The 23,519-nt window shown below is 38.5% G+C and carries 24 protein-coding genes; 13 read left to right on the forward strand and 11 right to left on the reverse strand.

Features of this window, described 5'->3' with window-relative positions:
- The first annotated feature begins 1 nt into the window (after position 1).
- Positions 2–2,104 (forward strand): serine/threonine-protein kinase, encoded by a 2,103-nt coding sequence (locus H6F45_RS04600; RefSeq protein WP_190346601.1) that lies wholly within the window; start codon positions 2–4, stop codon positions 2,102–2,104.
- Positions 2,105–2,261: 157 nt separating this feature from the next.
- On the opposite strand, the gene H6F45_RS04605 is transcribed toward H6F45_RS04600, so the two are convergent.
- The 4 genes from H6F45_RS04605 to H6F45_RS04620 all read right to left on the reverse strand — a co-directional run bounded on the left by H6F45_RS04605 (position 2,262) and on the right by H6F45_RS04620 (position 7,283).
- Positions 2,262–3,914: a serine/threonine-protein kinase gene (locus H6F45_RS04605; RefSeq protein ID WP_190346602.1), complete on the reverse strand. Its 1,653-nt coding sequence runs from the start codon at positions 3,912–3,914 to the stop codon at positions 2,262–2,264.
- Positions 3,915–4,743: 829 nt separating this feature from the next.
- Positions 4,744–6,264, reverse strand: a complete 1,521-nt coding sequence (locus H6F45_RS04610; RefSeq protein WP_137668620.1) for a GTP-binding protein — start codon at positions 6,262–6,264, stop codon at positions 4,744–4,746.
- Between the two features lie 334 nt (positions 6,265–6,598).
- Positions 6,599–7,024 (reverse strand): PIN domain-containing protein, encoded by a 426-nt coding sequence (locus tag H6F45_RS04615; protein WP_096568684.1) that lies wholly within the window; start codon positions 7,022–7,024, stop codon positions 6,599–6,601.
- Positions 7,017–7,283, reverse strand: a complete 267-nt coding sequence (locus H6F45_RS04620; RefSeq protein ID WP_199291226.1) for a hypothetical protein — start codon at positions 7,281–7,283, stop codon at positions 7,017–7,019. Before H6F45_RS04620 ends, H6F45_RS04615 begins: the two co-directional genes overlap by 8 nt.
- A 441-nt stretch (positions 7,284–7,724) precedes the next feature.
- On the opposite strand from H6F45_RS04620, the gene fni reads away from it, so the two are divergent.
- Positions 7,725–8,774: a type 2 isopentenyl-diphosphate Delta-isomerase gene (gene fni, locus H6F45_RS04625; protein ID WP_190346603.1), complete on the forward strand. Its 1,050-nt coding sequence runs from the start codon at positions 7,725–7,727 to the stop codon at positions 8,772–8,774.
- A 119-nt stretch (positions 8,775–8,893) separates the two neighbouring features.
- Positions 8,894–10,726 (forward strand): signal peptide peptidase SppA, encoded by a 1,833-nt coding sequence (sppA, locus tag H6F45_RS04630; RefSeq protein WP_190346604.1) that lies wholly within the window; start codon positions 8,894–8,896, stop codon positions 10,724–10,726.
- On the opposite strand, the gene H6F45_RS04635 is transcribed toward sppA, so the two are convergent.
- Positions 10,723–10,887 (reverse strand): hypothetical protein, encoded by a 165-nt coding sequence (locus H6F45_RS04635; RefSeq protein ID WP_190346605.1) that lies wholly within the window; start codon positions 10,885–10,887, stop codon positions 10,723–10,725. The genes sppA and H6F45_RS04635 overlap by 4 nt on opposite strands.
- 127 nt (positions 10,888–11,014) lie before the next feature.
- Between H6F45_RS04635 and H6F45_RS04640 the strand changes: the two genes are divergently transcribed.
- Positions 11,015–11,254 carry a hypothetical protein gene (locus tag H6F45_RS04640; RefSeq protein ID WP_187039436.1) on the forward strand — a complete coding sequence of 80 codons (240 nt, stop codon included), beginning with the start codon at positions 11,015–11,017 and terminating at the stop codon, positions 11,252–11,254.
- Between the two features lie 58 nt (positions 11,255–11,312).
- Here the strand turns inward: H6F45_RS04640 and H6F45_RS04645 are convergent, their stop codons facing one another.
- The 3 genes from H6F45_RS04645 to H6F45_RS04650 all read right to left on the reverse strand — a co-directional run bounded on the left by H6F45_RS04645 (position 11,313) and on the right by H6F45_RS04650 (position 13,846).
- Positions 11,313–12,071 carry a GDYXXLXY domain-containing protein gene (locus H6F45_RS04645; RefSeq protein WP_137668617.1) on the reverse strand — a complete coding sequence of 253 codons (759 nt, stop codon included), beginning with the start codon at positions 12,069–12,071 and terminating at the stop codon, positions 11,313–11,315.
- On the reverse strand, positions 12,068–12,199 hold the full coding sequence (locus tag H6F45_RS26895) for a hypothetical protein (protein ID WP_277876956.1): 132 nt from the start codon (positions 12,197–12,199) through the stop codon (positions 12,068–12,070). The genes H6F45_RS04645 and H6F45_RS26895 overlap by 4 nt, the downstream gene beginning before the upstream one ends.
- A gap of 216 nt (positions 12,200–12,415) precedes the next feature.
- Positions 12,416–13,846 carry a DUF2157 domain-containing protein gene (locus tag H6F45_RS04650; protein WP_190346606.1) on the reverse strand — a complete coding sequence of 477 codons (1,431 nt, stop codon included), beginning with the start codon at positions 13,844–13,846 and terminating at the stop codon, positions 12,416–12,418.
- A gap of 427 nt (positions 13,847–14,273) precedes the next feature.
- Between H6F45_RS04650 and H6F45_RS04655 the strand changes: the two genes are divergently transcribed.
- Together H6F45_RS04655 and H6F45_RS04660 are read left to right on the forward strand one after the other, a co-directional pair.
- Positions 14,274–15,236 carry an RsmB/NOP family class I SAM-dependent RNA methyltransferase gene (locus H6F45_RS04655; RefSeq protein WP_096568666.1) on the forward strand — a complete coding sequence of 321 codons (963 nt, stop codon included), beginning with the start codon at positions 14,274–14,276 and terminating at the stop codon, positions 15,234–15,236.
- Between the two features lie 241 nt (positions 15,237–15,477).
- Positions 15,478–16,113, forward strand: a complete 636-nt coding sequence (locus tag H6F45_RS04660; RefSeq protein ID WP_096568663.1) for a hypothetical protein — start codon at positions 15,478–15,480, stop codon at positions 16,111–16,113.
- 130 nt (positions 16,114–16,243) lie between these two features.
- On the opposite strand, the gene H6F45_RS04665 is transcribed toward H6F45_RS04660, so the two are convergent.
- Positions 16,244–17,041 (reverse strand): Uma2 family endonuclease, encoded by a 798-nt coding sequence (locus H6F45_RS04665; protein ID WP_096568661.1) that lies wholly within the window; start codon positions 17,039–17,041, stop codon positions 16,244–16,246.
- Positions 17,042–17,290: 249 nt separating this feature from the next.
- On the opposite strand from H6F45_RS04665, the gene H6F45_RS04670 reads away from it, so the two are divergent.
- Positions 17,291–18,823, forward strand: a complete 1,533-nt coding sequence (locus H6F45_RS04670; protein WP_190346607.1) for a gamma-glutamyltransferase — start codon at positions 17,291–17,293, stop codon at positions 18,821–18,823.
- Between the two features lie 336 nt (positions 18,824–19,159).
- On the opposite strand, the gene H6F45_RS04675 is transcribed toward H6F45_RS04670, so the two are convergent.
- Positions 19,160–20,539 carry a 1-acyl-sn-glycerol-3-phosphate acyltransferase gene (locus tag H6F45_RS04675; protein ID WP_190346608.1) on the reverse strand — a complete coding sequence of 460 codons (1,380 nt, stop codon included), beginning with the start codon at positions 20,537–20,539 and terminating at the stop codon, positions 19,160–19,162.
- Positions 20,540–20,696: 157 nt separating this feature from the next.
- Positions 20,697–21,053 carry a four helix bundle protein gene (locus H6F45_RS04680; protein ID WP_096568651.1) on the reverse strand — a complete coding sequence of 119 codons (357 nt, stop codon included), beginning with the start codon at positions 21,051–21,053 and terminating at the stop codon, positions 20,697–20,699.
- On the opposite strand from H6F45_RS04680, the gene H6F45_RS04685 reads away from it, so the two are divergent.
- From H6F45_RS04685 to H6F45_RS04710, 6 genes are all read left to right on the forward strand, one after another.
- Positions 21,048–21,275, forward strand: a complete 228-nt coding sequence (locus tag H6F45_RS04685; protein WP_190346609.1) for a hypothetical protein — start codon at positions 21,048–21,050, stop codon at positions 21,273–21,275. The two genes, H6F45_RS04680 and H6F45_RS04685, sit on opposite strands and share 6 nt — an antisense overlap.
- A gap of 56 nt (positions 21,276–21,331) precedes the next feature.
- A complete protein-coding gene (locus H6F45_RS04690; RefSeq protein ID WP_096572705.1) occupies positions 21,332–21,685 on the forward strand; it encodes a Rieske (2Fe-2S) protein in 354 nt (117 codons plus the stop codon).
- Between the two features lie 42 nt (positions 21,686–21,727).
- Positions 21,728–21,895: a hypothetical protein gene (locus H6F45_RS04695; protein ID WP_190346610.1), complete on the forward strand. Its 168-nt coding sequence runs from the start codon at positions 21,728–21,730 to the stop codon at positions 21,893–21,895.
- 114 nt (positions 21,896–22,009) lie between these two features.
- Entirely contained in the window at positions 22,010–22,423 is a 414-nt protein-coding gene (locus tag H6F45_RS04700) for a DCC1-like thiol-disulfide oxidoreductase family protein (protein WP_096568648.1), read from the forward strand.
- A 176-nt stretch (positions 22,424–22,599) separates the two neighbouring features.
- On the forward strand, positions 22,600–22,947 hold the full coding sequence (locus H6F45_RS04705) for a hypothetical protein (RefSeq protein ID WP_190346611.1): 348 nt from the start codon (positions 22,600–22,602) through the stop codon (positions 22,945–22,947).
- Between the two features lie 267 nt (positions 22,948–23,214).
- The gene (locus tag H6F45_RS04710) at positions 23,215–23,400 is read left to right on the forward strand and encodes a hypothetical protein (protein WP_190346612.1); all 186 of its coding nucleotides are present in this window, start codon (positions 23,215–23,217) and stop codon (positions 23,398–23,400) included.
- The last annotated feature ends 119 nt before the right edge of the window (positions 23,401–23,519 follow it).

Raw genomic sequence — 23,519 nt, forward strand, 5'->3', positions numbered from 1 at the left:
GATGATAGGAAACACACTTGTAGGAAGATACCAGATTATCCGCCATCTGGGAGGAGGGGGATTTGGAGAAACTTATGTTGCTTCTGATACTCACTTACCTGGTTCTCCTCAGTGTGTTGTCAAAAAACTCAAGCCTCAGTCTAGTAACGCTGCAACTTTAGAAATAGCCAGACGTTTATTTGATACCGAAGCGCAGGTTTTGTACAAGTTAGGTACTCATGATCACATTCCCCAACTTTTAGCATACTTTGAGGAAAATGCCGAATTTTACCTTGTTCAAGAATTTATTCCTAGTCATGATCTCTCCCAAGAGTTATTACCAGGAAAAACCCTCACTCAAGATCAGGTAATTTCTCTATTACAAGAAATTTTGGAAATTTTAGACTTTGTACATCAACAAAAGGTAATTCACCGTGATGTTAATCCCCGCAATATCCTCAGACGTGATCAAGATAGTAAACTAATTTTAATTGATTTTGGGGCAGTTAAAGAAATTACCACCCAAGTCATTATACCTTCTGGTCAAACTCCCGCTACTGTTGCTATTGGCACACCTGGTTATATGCCTGGAGAACAAGCCCAAGGTACACCAAAATTAAGCAGTGATATCTATGCTTTGGGAATTATTGCTATTCAAGCAATGACTGGTTTATTACCTCAGCAATTAGAAAGAGATGCAGATACTAATGAAATTATTTGGCGGAATCATACCACTGTCACGCCAGAATTTGCAGAATTTATAGATAAAATGATTTGTTATGATTTTCGTCAACGTTATGCTTCAGCAACGGTAGCATTACAAGCACTGCAAGAATTAGTTAAACCTCTCTCTGGAACAATAGTTTTTAGTCCTCCTGCGCCAGTTAATCATATCAAACCTCAACCATCTAAAAAATTTCTATTGTTCAAATTAGTATCAGGAATATTTTTATTAAGTTTAGGGGGAATTGCATCAATATATATCTTTAATAAAATCAATACTCATAACGCAGTTGATTTATATAACCAAGGGAATACACTTTTACAACTCCAAAGATATGAAGATGCACTGGCAAATTATGAAAAAGCAGTAAATATCAAACCTGATTATTTTCCAGGATGGTATGGTCAAGGTAAAGCATTATTTGAATTGAAAAAATATCAACAAGCAATCAAAGCTTATGACAAAGCAATTCAAATTCAACCTGATTATTTAGAAGCTTGGATTGGTAGAGGTTTTGCCTTATCAAGTTTACAGCGATATACAGAAGCAATTTCTGCTTTTGATAAAGCCTTACATGAAAAAGATGATTATCCAGCAGTGTGGAATGCTAAAGGTGATGCTTTCAGAAATTTAAAACAATATGATAATGCTATTAAGTCTTATGATCAAGCAATTGAATTGCAATCCGATAATTATGAATCTTGGTATAAAAAAGGTTTATCTTTACAAAATATCAAACAATATAATGATGCAATTACAGCTTATACACAAGCAGTAGAACTAAAACCAGACTATACAGCAGCTTTATATAATTTGGGTAATTCCCTAGTAAATTTAAACCGCTATGAAGATGCTTTAAAAGCCTATAGTCAAGTCGTGCAATATCAACCCAGTCATTACCGATCTTGGTTTTCTAGAGGTAATATTTTAGTGACATTAAGAAGATATGCTGAAGCAATTGACTCATTTAAGGAAGTGATTAAATATCATCCTAGTAATTATCAAGCTTGGTATACTTTGGGATGGTCACTACATCAAAGTCAACGTTATACAGAAGCGATCGATGCTTATCAAAAAGCAATTTCTTTGAAAGCAAATGATTATCAAGCATGGTATAATTTAGGAAATTCACAATATAAGTTACAGAGATATGAAGATGCTTTTGCATCCTATAATAAAGCAGTTAATTACAAAAAAAACCACTATGAAAGTTGGTACAGCATGGGCAATGCGTTATTCAATTTACAACGATATCAAGAAGCGATAAAATCCTATGATCAAGCTATTAAATATAAGCCCGATTACCAACAAGCAATAGAAGCCCGCAAACAGGCAGAAAATCAAATCCAACCCGACAAATCTCTCCCAATTGTTGTACCTATTTTGCCAATGTCTAATTAATGAAAACCCCTCGACACCTGAAAATTAAATAAGTAGAAAGGCACAAAAAAACCGCAGTATGTAACGAAAAGTAAAGTTACCTAAAAGTCTCTTCCCTCCTGCTTTCTGCCTCCTGCCTTCTGGCTTGCCATAACGACCATTTTTAACGCCTACCTACTTAGGGGATGCTGAATAGTTGCTTTTCCTTATACTCCTGGATTTTGATTTGAGCTTGAGCATAAGCATCAGTATCTTCAGGAATTTTTTCCAGGAATTTGATTGCACCAGCAAAGTCTTTCCTTAAAGCTTTATGATAAGCTGAATGTAAAAAATATTCGGCTCTAATTTGCCTTTTCTGATTGTATTCAGCTAATTTTTGTTGCACTATAGCACCAGCAGAACTTTCTGGAGGAATTTGGCGCAGATATTCTAAAGCAGCCGAAAAATCTTTCTTTTCTGCGCTGGCGTAAGCTTTATTTAATAAAGTTTGTGTTTTTGCTTCTAGGTTAGTTTCTGTTTTTTCAATTAGTTGTTCTCGTTTAGAACGCCAATAGGAAGTGTAGGGAATTTGCGTAACAGCGTGCATGGCATCTAACAAATTACCTTCATCTAATGCTTGTTCAGCTACTAAATAATTTTTAGTATCATTGTGCCATTGCTTTTGCCATTCTGCAATTGTCTCTTGAGCTTCTGGATAGACGTTGCTATAGGAGGGAATTGTTTTAGCTAAACTAATTGCTTTTTCTAAATTACCGGTTTGATATTCTGTGATTGCTTCAGATAAAGTTGCTGTTTCTGAATTAGCTTGATAACTATTAGCTAAAGCATAAACTCCCAAACCAACTACCAAAGAATTAATGGTGATTCCCCATTTCATTCCTGCTAATAATGGATCTAATTTTTTATTTTTATCTGCAACAGCTTTTTTGGTAGTAATGGGAAACTTTGAAGTCGCAATTGCAGATGCCCGATGCTTCCATGTTATGTGTTTAAATACCCATAGTGCTTCGCTGGCAGATTGAAATCTTTCCTGATAATTATAGCGAATCATTTGGCTGATAAAAACAGCCAGATATTCGTCAATGATCGTATCTTCACAAGTCCAAGGAATTTCATTATTAGCAGGGTCAATTTTTAATTGCAGTGGTGTTAATCCTGTTAAACCTTGGAGTACAATCATTCCCAAAGCATAAATGTCACTATTGGGTTGTGTTTGTCCTAAAAATTGTTCTGGTGGAATGTAACCCAATGAAGTCACGGGAATCTGGGAAATAGGTAATTCGGCATCAGTGCTAAAATCAATGGGTTGAATTGAACCAAAATCTATTAGCACTAATTTATCATCACTAGAACGTCTGATTAAATTTTCTGGTTTGATATCACAGTGAATAAAACCTTGAGAATGGACAAATTCGAGGATATTTAATCCATCTTCGAGAAATGTCATCGCTTGAGTGGTACTCCACTTCTGTCCCTTGTTTTTATTTATCTTTAATTCTGCGGATAAGGGTTGTCCGTAAATATATTCCTGTACTAAATAAAACTGTTCATTTTCTTCAAAGCAGGTGATCAGTTTAGGAATTTGGTCATGTTCTCCTAAATCCTTCAGGGTTTCGGTTTCGGTCAGAAAACTTAGTCTGAGGTAGTCAAAGTAGGAATTAGATTGATAGTGGTTGACTTTTAGCTGTTTAACAACGTATCTGGGTCTTTCTGGGTAATCAACATCTTTGGTATCTTCGGCAATATAAGTTTGCCCAAATACACCTGCACTAAGGCTTTGAATAATTTGGTAGCGACCTTGCAATAATTTTCTGGCGATTTGTTCAGTCATAAGTTCCTTACTGAGAAATCTATTAGATCAGTTGTTACTCACCTTTTCTCAAATTTCTTCCTCTCTCCGGAATAGGGAGAAATGATTTTTTGTAGCTTTAAATAAGGGGGACTTTAAATAAAGACTGCTCTTAAATCTCTATAAATGCCGGTATATAGCCAAAAATAACCCAATATCAACTTTTTACTGGGTTTTTCTATCTCACGATTAATCAAAATATTCGTCACATAAAATACATACAAATCCCGATGTTTTATTAACACCTGAAATAAGTCATATTACTTACATATATGTCTATTTATTTACTTTTTTGACATTTTTCAGCAGTCTGATGGGTTTTAGGTCTTAGGATCAGGATGGGAGGAATTGAAATCGGTTTGGTGCAGAAATCAAAAAGTGGTAATTTACTTGAGCGATCGCTATTGATATGTAGGGTTTGCTGAATAAACCTAAAACCTTGATATATCAAAGGTTAGAGGCTGATAAACACAGAAATTAGTGCAAGGGTTTTGAAGGGTATACCGGAATGTGCATTTTTTGGGATTTCAAGAGATGGCAAAGAAATTTTCAAATCTTCTCCTGACTCCTGACTCCTGACTCCTGACTCCTATGCCCTCACGGAAAGACTTTCTCAGCAACCCCTATGTAGACGCAGGACTTTTTCAGCATCCCCTAATTAGATACATCACCATTTCCATCAATTTTGCAATTTTGCAATTGAGTCTTGATTTATGAGTCTTGATTTATGAGTCTTGATTTCTTAGCTATTAGTTGCCGGTTATTTTCTCCCCTACTTCTCCATCTTGCCATCTGCCTCAGGTTCTAGCTTTTATTCACCGTCTGTCAAAGGTTTTACGACTTTAGCGATCGCCTCTTGGATAAATACTTTTATAAACTCGTCTCGGCGATTCATCTGAAATTGCTGCTGTACTACTTCCGTCATTCCCCCATCACCCCAATCTTGATCATGGCGAAAATACTCAATAAAGCTTTTGCCGGCAATGCGCGTTAAATAAGCTGCTGTTACTCCTTGAATAGCGCGACCAATGATAAAAGTAGCAACATGAAGTTGCAAAGCCGTTGATAGTAATTCAATAGCTCCTTTAACAATACCTAAACCAGCAATGGTTTTTCCTAAAGATAAGGCTAATTCTCGCCCCCGTTCCATATTCAAATCACAACCGTAAACCCTGCCAATTTCTACCACCATTTGGGCGTTAACTGCGGCGGTAGCTAGTAAGTCTACCACTGGTAAAGGAGTTACAGAAACCACACCAGCGCCGATCCATTGATAGCGGTCTACAATTTTATCAGCTTGACGGCGACGTTGAGAATCAATTAATTTTCGGGCTTCTTCTCCTAAGCGGAGAGATTGTAAAAGAATATTATCTGCAACTAAATCTTCACCTTCAGCCCGTAGTACAGAAGCCATACGTCGCAATAAGGAGACTATATCTGGTTCTGGTTGGAAAATTTCCCCGGTTTCTAATTGTGCGGGTTGGGGGTTAGCAGCGATCGCCACCACATCATTACTAGCAATATAATCTTTTACCCGTTGACGCAACTTAGTTAAGATAGCTTCTTGATCCTCATCTGTATATAAATCAGTTTTATTGAGAACCAAGAGCGATCGCTTACCAATTTCTGCTAAACCCTTCAACGGCTCATATTCAGAACGCCGTAAATCATTATCTACCACAAATAATAATAAATCTGCTTCCGTCGCCAAAGCCCTGGCCAGTTGTTCTCGTTCTGTGCCGGCAACTCCCGCTTCTAAAATTCCTGGCGTATCGGTAATTAAAATTTTTCGTTCTAATCCCTTTAAGCGTAAACAATAGGTTTCACCAACCTGAGTTGTACCCATTGGCGCATTTACCTGCCCGACTATCCGCCCCATAATCGCATTTACTAAGGAAGTTTTGCCAGCACTCCCTGTTCCAAACACCACTACTTGAATTTCCCCCCGTGCTAAATTCGCTTCTATTTCCTTAGTGCGACTCAGTAAAGCTTGACGGGTAACTTCATCTTGAATTTGTGCCACCTGTTGACGTACAGCTTGCAGAGTGCTAGAAGCCGCATCAGACTTAGCCGCAGGAATTTGGCTAGGGGTAACGCGTCTGCGATTACGTCGTGATTTTTCCTCACCAGACCGCAAAACCAAAACATAATATATAAAGGCTGCAACCAACCCTGCCAAAAGAACAATCAGCAGCAACAGCAGCAGATTACCTAATAGGGGAGAATAGGATAGTTGCCAATAAAGCCGAGTCAGGGAATCAATCAGCCACAGGGCTAACCCCAAAATGATAATCAAACCAACAATGAGCGTGACTAGGCGAGACAGAGGCATGAATCACAAAAATGAGAGGATATTAAGTAGGCAGATGCTTCTGATCTTAATCGTCGTCATCAACTACGTACAGTACAAAAAGACAAATTTTGCTAAACTCAGATGCAGTGCATATCCAATGTTCCCTTAAATTCAGTCAACAGCGAATAGTGCAGAAGATTGGTAATATAATGTTAAGAATCCGCGTTTAGTTGGTTCGCGGAAGTGGGGAGTTAGAGGATTTGAAAAGCATCTAATTTTTTATTTAGAAAGGGATGAGTATATTTAAATTGTTCGATTAATTCATGCTGCACGGGATATTTCACAGATTTTAGCTGAAGAAGAATAGTTATGATTAAGGTAAAAATATACGATCAAATGGTTGCTTGCGATAACGCCGATAAATATTAAAGTCTTTGTCTAGAGTTGCAATAGCAGAGATATTTAATCTTTCCGAAATAGCAATCAGCGATAAATCGGTAAAATCTCCTGGTAGATCCTGATAACTTGTGTTAAGTTCCTGGATTCTTTCATAGTCCGATGGCAGTAAATGTTCACATAAAAATACTTCCAGTGATAAAGCAGATAAAAATTCGTTCTGCACTTTTGTATTTGGGGCAAGTAACCACATCACTTCTGTAACACAGGCAATTGTTGTGATGAGTTGACTGGTACAGGTACTAAAAAAATTAATAACTTTTTGGTGATACTTGTCTTTACGGTCATAGAAGGCAACAAGAATCCCAGTATCAATTAATATTAGGGGATAATTATTATTCATGAGTTCTTGTTTGATGTCTTGCTTGAATTATGTCAGAAATTGCTTTTTTGCGTACATCTCTATCTGACAAATCTCCTGATCCTTCTAGTAAAAATTTGGGATAACCGCCCATTCTTTCTAATACTGTTTTAGGTGGAGCTTGATAGTTGTTAACAGATGTTTCTAAAGATGAGATAAATTTTAAAACAAGTGAAATTTGTTGATCATCAAGGTTGGCAATCGCTTCTAATAGTTTTTGGTGTGGACTGGTGGAGTACATAGAAATTTATTACTGTTGTGATAATTTACAGTTTAGCAAATAAGAAAAGCGATCGCATCTTTTCACATTTTTCAAATAGCGATACCTTCGGTAAGCTATCTCTACGAGACGCTACGCGAACGCTAACGCACTCCCCACATCCCCAAAAAGCGATCAATCTCTCATTCTCACTGTAGCAGAATAGCAGTTTTAGGTATTGGGTTTGAATAACAAAAGTATAGTCATATATCCATATTTTGTTATCTCAACCCAAGCTATTGCTAAACCCGTACAAATTCAACGGATAAACCCCCTCTAAGTATTAACACAAATAAATAAGTCTAAACTCAACAATTCTTAAATCTTAACGCCTATACACAATTATAAAATGCTTCCCAAAAATTCAAGAAGATTCTTAATATTTGCAACAATAATGAAGATAACAGCTTGGAGTCATTACCCGTGAACCCTCCTACCACCACCCCAACACAAACCCAAAATCGCAAAGCGGATCATATCCGCATCTGTCTTGAGGAAGATGTCCAAGGTCAGCAAGTCACTACTGGACTAGAAAAATATCGTTTTATTCATTGTTGTTTACCGGAATGCGATCGCACCGACATTGATATCAGCACGACTTTTTTGGGAAAACAGCTTCACGCACCAATCTTAATATCTTCCATGACTGGAGGAACAGAACGCGCAGGAATGATTAACCGTCGTTTGGCAGAAGTCGCCCAGCAATATAAACTAGCGATGGGTGTAGGTTCTCAGCGTGTAGCTTTGGAAAAACCCCAAGTTGCTGATACTTTCGCTATTCGTAAATACGCCCCAGATGTGCTTTTATTTGCTAATTTAGGTGCTGTACAACTTAATTATCAATGTGGTGTTGATGAATGTTTGCGAATTATTGATATTTTAGAAGCTGATGCTTTAATTTTACACATTAACCCGCTACAAGAGTTCATTCAACCCAGAGGTGATACTAATTTCCGGGGATTGTTTGACAAAATTGCCGATTTATGCAGTAAATTACCAGTTCCTGTCATTGCCAAAGAAGTCGGTAATGGTATTTCTGGGAAGATGGCTGAAAAACTTATATCCGTAGGAATACAGGCTATTGATGTCGCAGGGGCTGGTGGTACATCTTGGGCTTTGGTAGAAAGCGAAAGAGCCGAAACATCATTACAGCGTAGATTAGGAAAGACTTTTGCCGATTGGGGGATACCGACAGCAGAATGTATTACCAGTATTCGCGCACAGTTACCGGAAATACCTTTAATAGCGTCTGGGGGGTTACGTCATGGGTTAGATGTAGCCAAAGCGATCGCTCTTGGTGCAGATATCGCTGGTTTAGCAATGCCTTTCCTGCAAGCAGCAGATGTATCATCAACTGCACTACAAGAATTGACAGAAGTCTTAATTGCCGAAATCACCACCGTGTTATTTTGTACTGGTAACAGAACTTTGTATCAGTTAAAGCAATCTGACAGTTTGCAGCGTATACAATAAAAAGAGGCAGGAGTCAGGAGGCAGGAGTTATTTTTTTAATTGTTCTGTTCCCTGTTCCCTGTTCCCTATTCCCTTTCCTACCAGATATGATAGGTATTCAAAAGGACATATTATAACCAATGAATAACTTTTTTAAACAAACTTGTGCTAGTTTAATTGGTAGCTTACTAGGACTGATTATTTTCTCTGGTGTTGGTAGTCTAGGCTTATTATTTATCATTATCGCTGCTACTGCTAAAGATACAAGTCCACAAGTTAAAGATAAATCTATGCTGGTGTTTGACTTGTCAATGAAAATCACTGACAGTCAACCTAGTTCCAGTGACTTTCTGCAAAAAACCTTAACAGGTGTAGATGAAGAACAAATCACACTCCGCAAAGTGATTGAAACTGTGGAAAAAGCGCAACGTGATCCGCGTATTGTGGGTATTTATATAGATGCTACCAAGTCAGGTACAGCGAGTAGTTTGGGTTATGCTTCCCTCAAAGAAATTCGTCAAGCGTTAGATAAATTCCGTGCATCTGGGAAAAAGATTATCGCATATAGTACAGATTGGAATGAACGGGAATATTATCTGAGTTCAGTAGCTGATAAGATTGTACTCAATCCTGTAGGCATGATGGAAATCAACGGTTTGAGTTCACAACCGATATTCTTAACAGGAGCATTGGAGAAATACGGGATTGGTGTTCAAGTAGTACGGGTAGGGAAATTTAAAGGAGCAGTAGAACCTTTTCTCCTGGATAAACTGAGTCCAGAAAATAGACAACAAACCCAAAAATTATTAGATGATGTGTGGGGAGAGTGGCGAACTTCTGTAGGTAAAAGTCGGAAAATTCAACCGGAAAAATTACAGGCGATCGCCAATAACCAAGCTATTTTAGAATCTACCGCCGCAAAAGCTAACGGTTTAGTCGATCAAATAGCTTACCAAGATGAAGTATTTGCTGATTTGAAAAAGTTAACTGCTAGTGATGAAGATGATAAAAACTTCCGACAAATTAACATGACTGATTATGCCGAAGTTCCTGGTAAATCAATGGGAGTAGAACGCAACTCAGAAAATAAAATTGCAGTTGTTTATGCAGAAGGAGAAATAGTCGATGGTAAAGGAGAAGATGGACAAATAGGAGGCGATCGCTTTGCCCAAATCTTCAGAAAAATTCGCCAAGATGAAGATGTAAAATCTGTAGTTTTAAGAATTAACAGTCCTGGTGGTAGCGCCACAGCTTCAGAAATCATACAGCGAGAAATAAAATTAACTCGACAAGTTAAACCAGTGATTATTTCCATGGGTGATGTAGCTGCTTCTGGTGGTTATTGGATTGCCAGTGATTCTAATCGCATTTTTGCTGAAAAGAATACTATTACAGGTTCTATTGGTGTCTTTGGAATATTGTTAAACGGTGAAAAATTAGCCAATAATAATGGCATCACCTGGGATACAGTAAAAACAGCCCAATTTGCAGATACTCAAACAGCTGCTCGTCCCAAATCACCCCAAGAATTAGCACTGTATCAACGCAGTGTTAACCGTATTTATAATATGTTTATTAATAAAGTTGCCGAAGGTCGAAAACTACCCCAACAAAAGGTAGCAGAAATCGCCCAAGGTCGAGTTTGGTCAGGTGTAGCAGCAAAACAAATCGGTTTAGTTGATGAAATTGGTGGTTTAAATGTTGCTATTGAATATGCAGCCAAAGCCGCAAAATTAGGTAACGATTGGGAAGTAGAAGAATATCCAAGAGTGACAACTTTAGAAGAACGTTTTTTTGGCAGAACACTACAAGAAGCCCAAGCAAAATTAGGACTTGAAAAAAATCTGATTCAGCCAAATAACTCACTTTTAGCAGAATTTGAGAAATTTACACAAGAAGTTGCCATTTTACAGAAAATGAACGACCCCCAAGGCATTTATGCCCGTTTACCTTTTAATTTGAAAATAGATTAATAAGCCTGGGGACTGGGGACTGGGGACTGGGGACTGGGGACTGGGGACTGGGGACTGGGGACTGGGGACACTTCGACAAGCTCAGTGCATCGCTGGGGACTGGGGACTGGGGACTGGGGACTGGGGACTGGGGACTGGGTAATCAATTTTATGTTTCCCAATCAACTGTCAACTGTCAACTGTCAACTGTCAACTATCAACTGTCAACTATCACCAATCATCAATCACTAAAATATAGTGTAAAGTAGTGGGAACTTTACCTCACTCCTCTACTTTACACATCCATCTATGGATATAAAAACGAAACGCTTGTTACTGCTTGTTGTTTCCTGTAGTTTATCTGGTGTTATTTTAGGCGGAACTGCTAGTTGGGCAGAAAGTAAAATGTGTATGCGTGCTGATACAATTACCAGTGAATGTATTACCCAAAACCCAGTCGAAAAAACAATTCAAGGTATGAGTACGGGATTATTAGCTGGTGCGGGTGCTGCTTTTGGTGCAGCTTGGAATTTACGTCATCAAGACTAAACCCAGATCCCCGACTTCTGGGAGAAGTCGGGGATCTATAGCGATAACTGTTAAAAGGTCAAAAGCGATAATTGCGATCGCCTATCCACATACTCGTTGGTACAGCATTACCTTGAGGATCTACTTTCACCCTGACAATGATCGGTGTTCTACTTCCATTTCGGTTTTGCTGTGCTTGCAACAAATCATTATTAATTTGTTGTCTTTGTTCTTCGGAAAGATAATAATTTTCCAAACCGTAATTAATCAACCCATCTTGATAATTACCCTTTAAAGCTACCTGATTATTAGCTAAATAAATCGGGCGATCGCTACTCACACGCACTGGTTTCCAAGCTGCGGGAACATTACGATTAAAATCACGATTCAAACCACGATTAAAATCACGATTCAAACCACGGTTAAAAGATTGTTGTTCCTGCAAAATCAAATATAATGTACTGCCTTGATTGATTCTGCCATTTCTCAGAGAATTTTCTCTTACCCAATCTTTCCAACCCGGTAATCTTCGCAAATTTTCGGTACGAGAGATATTATAATCAAAGGACAAAGCAGAACCCTGTAACACATTATTAGAATATGCAGGTAAAGTTTGCAAAATCACACTTTTACCTGTCATTTCTGTATACATTGCTTGGGTGGGAACTGCTAAAATTAACCCTACTTGCAGCATTAGAGGTGCTACTAACCGCCAAATTGGTAATGGTTGATTGGCCTTTTGTTCAGTAGCAATTAAGTAATCACGAAAAGTTAACTTTTCGGAAAATTCCTTTTCTGGAGTTAAGGTTTTATTTTGTTCTGGTGAGTTATTTTTCATAATTGGTAATTGGTGATTGGTAATTGGTAATTGGTGATTGGTGATTGGTGATTGGTAATTGGTGATTGGTAATTGGTAATTGGTGATTGGTGATTGGTAATTGGTAATTGGTGATTGGGAAAATACAAATAATTTACCCTTATTCCCTATTCCCTATTCCCTATTCCCTATTCCCTATTACCCATGACTAATAGGATTTATAACGCAGAGATTTAATATATTTTTTAATTCTAATTTCCGCAATTGTAGCCGTAGAGAAGGCGGTTAGGACATTAATCTAAACTAAAACCTTGACACTCAAAGGCGTTTAGCACTGTCACCTGTCACCTGTCACCTGTCACCTGCTATTGTTTTTTAACAGTAGCACGTTCCTGTAAACGACGTTCAAACCAAAGACCGGCAGAAATCAAACCAGAACCACACAATACAAACACCAATGATCTAAATAATAAATCAGTGTCGTACTCTAGAACCCGGCTGATAATTTGCAGGATAAATAATAGCATACCACACCAAAAAGAAGTTCTGTTACTCAACTTTAAACCTTGTTGCATCAGTCCCCAAGCTAACGTGATCAACAGAACATTGAAAACAAAAATGCCTAGTTCAGTAATACGACTTATAGCTTGATGCCAAAAAGGTACAATGACAATGAAACTCAGAAAAATGCTAATGACAGTGATAGTAAAAAATACTTCTCTGCGGGTTGGGTTATGACGATGACGAAACAGAAATAACCATTGCAACACTGCTAAACCGCTAAGAATGCCTAAATCAATGATAGGCAAAGATTGAAAAACATTGGAGAAATTATTTGGCGAATTACCAAAACTGAAAGATTGCCATTGCCAACGGAAAGACAATAAATAAAACACCACAGCAAAACACCCCAAAGCTAAATTACGGGCTATATTTTGAAATAACCGATAATTAACAGTTGGGAACAACAAATCATCATAACTCCAAAATAAAGCAGGTGGTAATGCTAAAGCAAAAGAAGCAACCCAAGGAATAACATCAGAAAAAGTTAATAATGGTAAAGGATTGAGATTGTATTGTAGAGAAAGAGTAAAAGCGATCGCTGCTAAGATAAAAATCACCCGTGAACGACAAATATACGCCAAAGGTACAAACAACAACCAAGAAATTAACGGCGTATGTCGCACAGCTAAACGCGCCCAATTAAAATCACTACCAGCAGACCAAAATTCTCTCAGTCCTAACCAATAACCAATTTGTAACAGGATAATAGCCACAACACCCAAAGAATTGAGTGATAGACTATAAGCCATGAGTAAAACACCAAACCCCCAAGCTAAAAATAACTGGGTAGCTGAACCGCTAATATTAAATATTTGCGCCATCAGCATTAAAGTTGCACCCAAAATTAAGGCGCTGAGAATGAGTAAAGCTTCTCCTAATAGACGTTTGTTGCGTTGTGGTTTTTTACCTTCTCCCTTAGCAAGAGTCGGTTCTCTCCAAGTCAAAAAACCCGTGATAGCAGTAGACAAAAACAAACTCATCAACAAGATAAATTTAACTTCTCTTGACCATGTTTGCCAATTTGCTGCTACAAAGATAATGATACCTAAAATTAAAAGTAAACCACCGACAGCAATGGCTATTAAACCAGAACTTTCTTTTGCAGCCGCTTCTATTTTGTTAAATTGATAACGGTCGGCAATTTGCTGGTATTGGGAAGAACTGATAAGTCCTTCATCTCGCCAAAGTTGTGCTTCTTGGCGCAGTTTTTGTGGAAAATTATCTAAGATCATGACCTCTCCGGTGCAAATGGGTTAAAGGAGGCAAGAGTTGAAAGGCAGGAGGCAGGAGGGAGGTAGGAGAAAGCTTACAGGGGGATTCAAACCCACCTTTAATCGAAGACAGCTAAATCTGAGATTGTGGCTCTTGACTTAAACCCATACAGGCGAGGCAAAAAGACTTTATTGTTTATTGAAAATTTTCCCTTCTGCCTCCTGCCCTCTGCCTTCTGCCTCGCCCGAAGGGCAGTTAATTTAACAACTGTCAAAAAACGGTTAGCTTCTAGCCAAAGGCCAGAAGCCGCGCCGGACGCGCTTTAAAAACGCAATCTCAATGTTGGTCATTATCTTTTCAGTATGCAGCCAAATGCCTTAATTACATTGTTCTGGTGTAACACTTTCAATATTGTGCTAAATAGCTAAAATTACCCAATTTGTAAATATGGAAAAGCCTTCAAATTTATTACTTAAAGTTGCCCGTCGTTTATTTGATGATGCAGATGAACAAGCAAAGTTTATTGCATCTTTAGTTAATCCTCAACCTTTTGCACCTTGTATTCTTTGGTGTCAAGACAAGCTTGAAGTTTCACCTTTTGCAGTAGAAACACCAACACTTTGGCAACCAGAATTTGTAGATCGTTTATCTTTGGGCGAAAAACCAGGTCAACATCCTTTACATCAACAAGGATATTTTTATTGTTTAGATTTTTCTTCTGTATTTGCGGCTTCTGTGTTGTTAACAATTAATCAACCAGTACCTTTAGTATTTGATATGTGCGCTGCACCAGGAGGCAAGAGTGTATTTGCTTGGAAAGCGTTAAAACCTGATTTATTAATTAGTAATGAAGTCATTGGTAAACGTTTAGGGATGTTAATTTCTAACTTGAAACGTTGCCATATTCAACCTAGTTGTGTGGTAAATCGAGATTCTAGTATTTTTGTAGAGATGTTTGCAGAATCTAGTAATTTAGTCTTAGTTGATGCACCTTGTACGGGTCAATCTTTACTAGCAAAAGGTGAAAAAGCACCGGGTTGTTTTCATCATACTGCAATTAATAAAAGTGCTAATCGTCAAAAAAGAATTATTGCTAATTCAGCCCAAGTTGTTGCACCTCAAGGGTATTTAGTTTATATGACTTGCACCTATTCCCCAGAAGAAAATGAGCAGGTTTGTGAATGGTTGTTAGCAAGATTTCCCCAATTTCAAGCTGTGGAAGTTAGTCATTTATCTAAATATCAATCACATTTAACAAGTATTCCTTGTTATCGGATGTTTCCGCAGGATGGTTTGGGTGCTGGTGCGTTTACGGTGTTGTTTAAAAATATGAATGAAGGAGACATGAAAGAGAATAATTTAGACGCTATACTTTCTATGTGTAAATATGATAATTTTACAAAAACCTGATCAATTCAGGTTTTTATTTCTCGTTTTCTCGTTCCCATGATTACCAACCATTCAATACTGCTCGGTTAAGGCTAAAAAGTCATTATATGGTAGGTTGGGTTGAGGAACGAAACCCAACATTCTCAAGGATTTTTTTGGGTTTCGCTGTCGCTCAACCCAACCTACATTTGCTTAACCGATAAGTATTGACCAACCATTTACAAATCTCATTTGTTTATCTGTAGAAAATCGTATAAAATTTATGTCAAATCCAACTCTGAAAGCAAAATATTGGTGGTGGGTATTCGCCACAACTATTGCCATTGTTATTGGTTTTTTCTTGGGTTTATTTTCTAGTTTACCGGCAATCAATTCTTCTTTATCTGCTATTTCCGGTTTTTGGGGTGGTGCGTTGGGTGGTTTATGTGTGGGTATTGCCCAAAAGTTAGTTTTACGCCATCAATTATCTGCTAAATGGATATTAGCCACTACTTTTGGTTTCAGCATTGGTTGTGGTATCGGTAGCCTCATACTTGTTATGACTTCTAATGGTATTATTAGCTCAATTTTTGGCTTAGTCAGTGGTATCATTTCCCTGAGTTTTGCCCAAGCACGAACGATGAAATGGCAGAAAAATAAGACTCTTAAATGGTTAATTGCCAATTCTATTGGTGTTACAGTGGGCGCAGGTATAGGGGTATTAGCTTGTATTATCGCTGGTGTTATTGCTGGGCAAATAGTCAGAGGAGGTTTAGAAACTCTAGGGACAATTTTGCTTGCGGCTACAGTAGCAGGTAGTTTAGTGATGGGATTAACTTACGGTGGCATTACTGGTTTATTTTTGATCAAATTATTGCCAAATCTTCAGACTATGGGTGTAGATTCTGAAAATTTGTAAGTGGTAAATAGGGTTTTATGGGAATGAATTATGGCAGGATCTATCTTACTGTAAATTTGAGGCAGAGCCTCGATTAAGCATTCCCAGTCTCTGACTGGGAACGAGCAGTAATTAATTTTTTAGTGGTTGTTTATGTTAATGTTGTAGTCACTTTTTGTACTTCCTCAATTGATAATGCTAAAGCTTGGGCAATTTGTTCAACAGTTAAACCCATTTGCAATAATTTGGGTATAGCTTCTTTTCTCGCTTGTTCTGCTTGTTCTGCTCGTTGACGTTCAGCTTCTTCTGGTAACAGAACTAAGTTTCCTTGTTGATCATAAAATCTTAACCAAGTGGCGGTTTCTCTTGTTAGTATTCCTTGCCAATTTCCTAACCAAAATTCTAATGTTTCACACCATAACCAGCCTTTTTCATTAGCTGTTAAAGGTTGATAAACAAAATGATTATCTAAATGCCAACCTTTTAAGGAGTGAGGATCAAAAGGATCATAAACAAAATAATCTCTAGTTTTAAAGATGTTTTGATAAAGTTCTTTTTTGAGAACCAAATCTACATTCTTAGTTGAGGGAGACATTAATTCAATAATTACATCTGGGTAGCGTCCTTGTTCTTCCCAAACTACCCAACCTTGACGAGTTTCTTTATTGGGGACATTCAAAACAACAAAAAAATCTGGACCACGAAAATCTTTATTTCTCAGTTGTTCACTACTATAGTAGATAAACATATTCCCGCCAACAAAATAATCTTGACGGTCTGACCATGCTTGTTGTAAAGAATAAATTAAAACATTCATGGCGATGCGGTGGCGGTTACTTTCCAAGGGAACTCCATCATCAAATATTAAATCGGTTGGTGGTAGGGGGGGTTCGTAGTCTGGGATAACCTCAACTGGTGGAGTCTGATTTTCTGTAATATTCGTTAACATGACATCACCTGAGACTATTGACATATTTATCTATGATCTTAGCTGTCAATTGATAAGTATTCAGCCATCAGCTATCAGCTTTCAATGCTAAAATACAAAGAACAATCACAAATGCACAGAGTGTAAATTTACTCAATTAATGCTGCTAAATCTTTGTTTCTGCCATTATAAGCTGATTACTGATTACTGATAGCTGAATGCTGACAACTTCTCAAGTTATGGTAGGTAAGTGTTGACGATTTTTCCACTATGCCACAAGTAATTATTGCCTCTGGTTCTCAAATATCTGCGGATGCTGGTGCTGCTGTTGCTAACCAAGGAGGTAATGCGGTTGATGCTGCGATCGCTGCTACTGTTGTTTCTATGTGTACTGATTTGGGGGTGATGGCTGCCGGTGGTAGTGGTTTTATCACTATCTGGCCAGCTAATGCTGATCCTATTGTCATTGATGGTTATGCAGAGATGCCAGGAAGAGGTTTAGAAGATGAGCGTTTTGGCCAGGGTATTCGGGAAGTTTTCTTTGATTATGGTGGTGAAATTAGTACGGTGCTTGGTTATGGTAGTATTGCCACTCCGGGAATGTTTGCGGCTTTGGGCAAGGCTTGGGAACAGTACGGAAATATACCTTGGGCTGATGTGGTAGCACCTGCACGAAAATGGGCTAAACAAGGTTTTCCCCTTTCTGGGGGTGCGGCGGAATATTTACATTACACCCATGCAGCTATTTTTGGGTGGCATCCTGACAGCTATAAGACGCTACACCATGAGGATGGTACTCCCCTACAACAAGGGGAAATTGTTCATGTTCCTGGACTAGCTGAGAGTCTAGAATTGATTGCCCAGGAGGGGGTACGGGCTTTTTATACTGGGGAATTAGGAAAGCGGATTGTTGCGGAAATTCAGGAAAATGCAGGTTTGTTAACGGCGGCGGATCTGGCTGCTTATGAGGCGGTAGAGCGATCGCCTATTTGCATTAATTTTGATCATTGGCAAATTGCAACTAACCCTCCTCCCGCTGTGGGTGGTGCTTGTTTGGCGGCAATGTTGTTACTTTTAGATGATAATTCTGTGCAAGAATGGAATTTAACGACTGTTAAACAAATAGTAGAGGTGCAACACGCAGTTTTAAACTACCGCAACCATCATCTTGATTTTAGCAGCGATCGCACTGGGGAAACTGCAAAACTCCTAGAATTAGCCCGTGTGGGAAAACCGCAAACTCTGTTATCTTCACCTTCAACTATTCACATTTCCACCGTTGATAGTAACGGTTTAGCTTGTTCTATTACCGCTTCTGCTGGTTATGGTTCGGGAGTGATGGTTGGTGGTACTGGGTTTTGGTTGAATAATTCTTTGGGAGAAATAGAATTACATCCCCAAGGATGTCACCATTTAAACCCAGGAATGCGTTTAACTTCTAATATGTCCCCAACTATTGCTAGATGTGCTGATGGTAGGGTTTTAGCTATTGGTTCTCCTGGTGCTTCTCGTATTACCACAGCCATAGCTCAAGTATTGCTGAATTTTGTGCATTTGGGAATGTCTTTAGAAGAGGCGATCGCCCATCCTCGTCTGCACGTTGAAACTAGGGATGGTAAACCTACTGTAGTCATGGAAGCTGGTATTCCCAAGGATGAAATAGGGGGTTTTATTACCCATTGTTTCCCTAAACTCTCTATGTATTTTGGCGGAGTGCAGGCCACTTTATGGCATCCCCAACATGGTTTATCTGCTGCTGCTGATCCCCGTCGTACTGGTGGGGTTGCTAGGGGTGGTAATTGACAATTGACAATTGACAATTGACAATTGATAATTGTTTCATTAAAGGTTTAAAACCTACCCTTGAAAGGGGAAAAAGCCAAAAATTCTGCTTTTGAAATCCTCTGAATTTCAGGGATAGGTAATTGTCAATTTTTAATTGTCAATTATAGGAGCATCCTAAATGTGTAAGTTTATTTTTATCTCACACAGCAAATTACCCCAGGCTTTATTTGATTGAACCGCAAGGGACACAAAGTACACAAAGGTAAAAGAGTTGGAGAGAGTTTTTGGTGTTGCTGCATTTATTTTTTCAAAATTTGGATGCTCCCTCAATTATCAATTATCAATTATCAATTATCAATTGATCACCAACTCTTGCAACACCTGCTGTAAATCACTTGTTAACTCAGATACCGCTTGTCTTGCACCCACTCGACTACCTTTATAGGTGGGATAACGTTCAGATACAGATATTGGTTTACCTACGGAAATTTTGGCTTTTTGTTTACCTAATTCTGGACGGTTTAAAGGATTATTACCTTTAATTTTATTCACCATATCCCATAATAGTAAAGTCGTTTCAGCAAATCTTTCTACTGTGGGTTTTTCGCGGATATAAGTACCAGAAACTGCTACAAAACTTTCTACTAATCTCATGTGCCACATCCGAAAATAAGCTTCTTCGGCGATTCTATCCCCTAGACTTTTCTCAATGGTTGATAATGATTTCATATCTTTAAAATCTTCCCTAAATATATAATTCCATCCGGCTTGTTCTACCCTTCTACATCGATCATTCCAATTACCTCTTGATGGTAAATCAAAATATTGTTCAGCAATGAATAACGCTATATTCATTACAGATTGTAATCGGTAAGCTAAGGCTTCATTTCTATCTTTAATTTCCCCATTAGTAATCTTTTCATCTGGCAAGGTTTGATGATAAAATTTGCTGTAAAAATTCTCCATGATAGCTAATAATTGTTCTGCCAAAGTCAATAATCGGGGATAAAGTAACTCAAAGGAACTACTATTATTAGCTGATTGAAAATTTAAACCACTCGCAATTTCTAACTGAGTTAATAAATTAGCGATCGCATCCCAAGGTTCATCAACATAACTATATTTTAACCCAATTGGGACAATTAAAACTTCTTCATTTCTCCCTGCTTTTTGTAAATCTTCTACACACCAAAAACCCATTTGAGCAATACCCGGTTCTAAAGGGCTAATAATTTCTGATAAACCATTATTAGCACCTTCGGGAGCAGCGGCCATGGGGAACTTACCATTAATATATAAATCTCTGGCAGAACGCAACCCCATCCAGTCAGCTTTACCTCTTTGAATAGGAGTACCACCTAAATTAGCAGCTAACCAACCTATATATTTACCAGCCCATAAAGGAATACCCCGATCATAAATAAAATGGGCATGAATGGGATATTGTAAATTTATATTTTGCTGTTTTGCTACCTTGGGTAAAAGCTGAGAAAATAAATAAGTTAAACAAAAAGGATCTTCTGTTTTTGGATGACGAAACGCTAACATAAACCGAATTTTACCAGCTTGAAACTGATCATAAAGCTCTGCTAAAACTTCTACATTTTCTGCTTCAATTTGGTTAATGGGAGTTTTCCAGCTGATCCAGTGGGGTAATAACAAATGTACGCATTTTAACAACAAGGGGTTAAAGGCTGGGGGGATAAATTCTAAGGGTGGTTGCGCCTGATACATAAAAAATAGGAGATCAAGGAGTCAGGAGATCAAGGAGTCAGGAGATCAAGGAGTCAGGAGTTCAAGGAGTCAGGAGTTCAAGGAGTCAGGAGTCAGGAGTCAGGAGTCAGGAGATCCAGGAGTCAGGATATCAAGGAGTCAGAATGAGTCAGAAGGATTACTTGTTTAAAATAGCTTTAGCATAACTATCTAATAACCTACTCACTTCCTTTAATTGCAACATTAATTCTGATGTATCACCATATTGTAAATCATTTGCCAGAATAAGATAATATCTACATTCTTCCACAGAAGCTTGTGCAATATTCATAAATCTTGCTTTATCTGCATCTCCTTTTTTCTTAAACCCTTCTGCAATATTTGCAGGAATAGAAACAGATGCACGTCTAAACTGAGAAGTTAGCCCATATATTTCTGATTTAGGAAAATTAGCCGTTAATTGATATACTCCTAATACAAATTGATGTGCTTTTTGCCAAACTATTAAATCTTCAAATGTTCTTGCAGGTTGCATAATTATGACATAGGAGATCGAGGAGTCAGGAGATCGAGGAGTCAGGAGATCAAGGAGTCAGGAGATCCAGGAGTCAGAAGGCAGGAGTCAGGAGGCAGGAGTCAGGAGTCAGGAGGCAGGAGGCAGTCCCCAGTCCCCAGTCCCCAGTCCCCAGTCCCCAGTCCCCAGTCCCCAGTCCCCAGTCCCCAGTCCCCAGTCCCCTATGATGGCGATCGCAAATGACATAATTGCGAGAAACTAAAAACAGCTATCGAAAAAGAAAAAAAACGGAGAACACAATGGCCTGGACAAAAATTCTCGAAGTTAACGCCCTATCCCCTGGGGCGCGAGAAGTGGTAAAAGTAGGAAACAGAAATATTTTAGTGTTAAACCACGAAAATCAGCTTTATGCCGTGGAAAATAGCTGTCCTCACCTCAAATTACCTATGAAATCCGGTAAAATTCAAGACGGAGCTATTGTTTGTTCTTTCCATCGTAGTGCCTTTGACCTAAATACTGGAGAAGTAAAAACTTGGTGTCCTTGGCCACCCGGAGTTGGTAAATTACTATCAATGGTATCCGCAGCCAAAACCCTGCCAGTATTTCCTCTCCGTGTGGAAGATGGCAATATTTTGATTGACTTACCAGAATAAAATCGTAGGGGCGAAGCATTCGGGCAACAAATTATCAATTTTATGAATAGTCTATTTTCCTGTAAGGGCGAAGCATTCGGGCAACTAATTATCAATTTTTATCACAGGTTATTTTCCGAATGCTTCGCCCCTACTTCGCCCGTACAGGAGTCAGGAGTCAGAATTAATTTTTCTCCCTATCTCCCCACCTCCTCACCTCCCCAGTTGTAGGGGCGAAGCTTATGGGCGATAATTTGACGGAAAAATCAGACATCTAGATATCCCATAAGCTTCGACCAGCCCCCATAAATAAGTTCCATAATTTCTTTTCTGGACAAGTCTAATATGAATTACTACGTGATTTATGATGGCAATTGCAATCTCTGTGTTACTTTAGTGCAATTATTAGAAAATCTAGACCAAGGAAAGCTGTTTCGCTACATCCCCATGCAAGATGAAAAGGTATTATCCCAATGGGGAATTACTGCCCAAGATTGTGAACAGGGTATGATTTTAATAGATGCTCAAAGTCCATCAAAACGTTGGCAAGGTAGCAATGCAGCGGAAGAAATTGGGCGACTATTACCGCTAGGTAGTGTATTTGTGGAAGCTTATCGCGCCTTACCGGGTATGAAATGGGCAGGAGATAGATTTTATGAACAAATCAGAGATAATCGCTATACCGTGTTTGGTAAACGTGCGAATACTTATCAATCAGCATATTGCATAGATGATGATTGCAGAATAGGTAATGGGTAATTAGACCTAGCAGTGAAAATTATCGTAGGGACAATTCATGAATTGTCCCTACATTAAACAACTGCCTCCTGGGGCAACCACGGGGGGTTTGCCCCTACCCCTTAGCCCTGAGATTTTGATAACTGGCAACTTAAATTATTATAAGATGGACAGATTGTTACCAAAATGGGGCTATTATGGCTCGCTATACCTGTTCTTTTCTTGTTTCTGTTGCCAGCGACTATCTACAACCATTGCTGATAGAGCTACTACAGTATTGTGATTTGGAAATTCAATACTACACACCAGATTACATTATGGCTCGTGAAATTCCCGGAAATGTATCATTTTCCAGGTTAGTGACAGTGGAAGTATTGATTGATAAATCCACTGCTACGGACGAGGAAACCCGCATGAATATTGTGATCAAAAATGAGGAACTACCACTTAGATTGGACAATCATTGCCGACAAGTCTTTGATTTTGTCCGACAGCAGATTGAACATAGTCGCAATTGGCACTTAATAGAAAGTATATCTGGTTAACCGTCTCCCGACTGTAAAAACAAGCAATAGCGAAATTTTTATTAAAAGTCGGGAGATATTTATATTGTAAATATGCCATAATTTTATAATTTTATGAATTAATTAGGCTTTGCTGAAAAAGTTATCTGTGAAAGCTAGGTGACAGGTGACAGGTGACAGGTCAGCAAACCCTAATTACAGCAGTTTCCGTTATTATGAGGTACAGATATTAATGATAAACTCCTTAATCTTCACGAAAGGACTTTTTCAGCAAGCCCTAAATAGGGGTTGCTGAGAAAGTCTTTCCGTGAGGGCATAGGAGTCAGGAGTCAGGAGTCAGGAGGAGATTGGAAAATTTCTTTGCCATCTCTTGAAATCCCAAAAAATGCACACTTTTTCCGGTATACCCTTCAAAACCCTTGCACTAATTTCTGTGTTTATCAGCCTCTAACCTTTGATATATCAAGGTTTTAGGTTTATTCAGCAAGCCCTAAATAGACATCTCCGGTCATATATATAGAGACGTTGCAAGCAACGTCTCTACAAGGGTGATGCACAACTTATATTGAGGAGTTCTAGGAGTCAAGAGTTCA

Origin of the sequence: Sphaerospermopsis sp. FACHB-1194 (genome assembly GCF_014696235.1) — a bacterium.
GTDB classification, from domain to species: Bacteria; Cyanobacteriota; Cyanobacteriia; order Cyanobacteriales; family Nostocaceae; genus Sphaerospermopsis; species Sphaerospermopsis kisseleviana.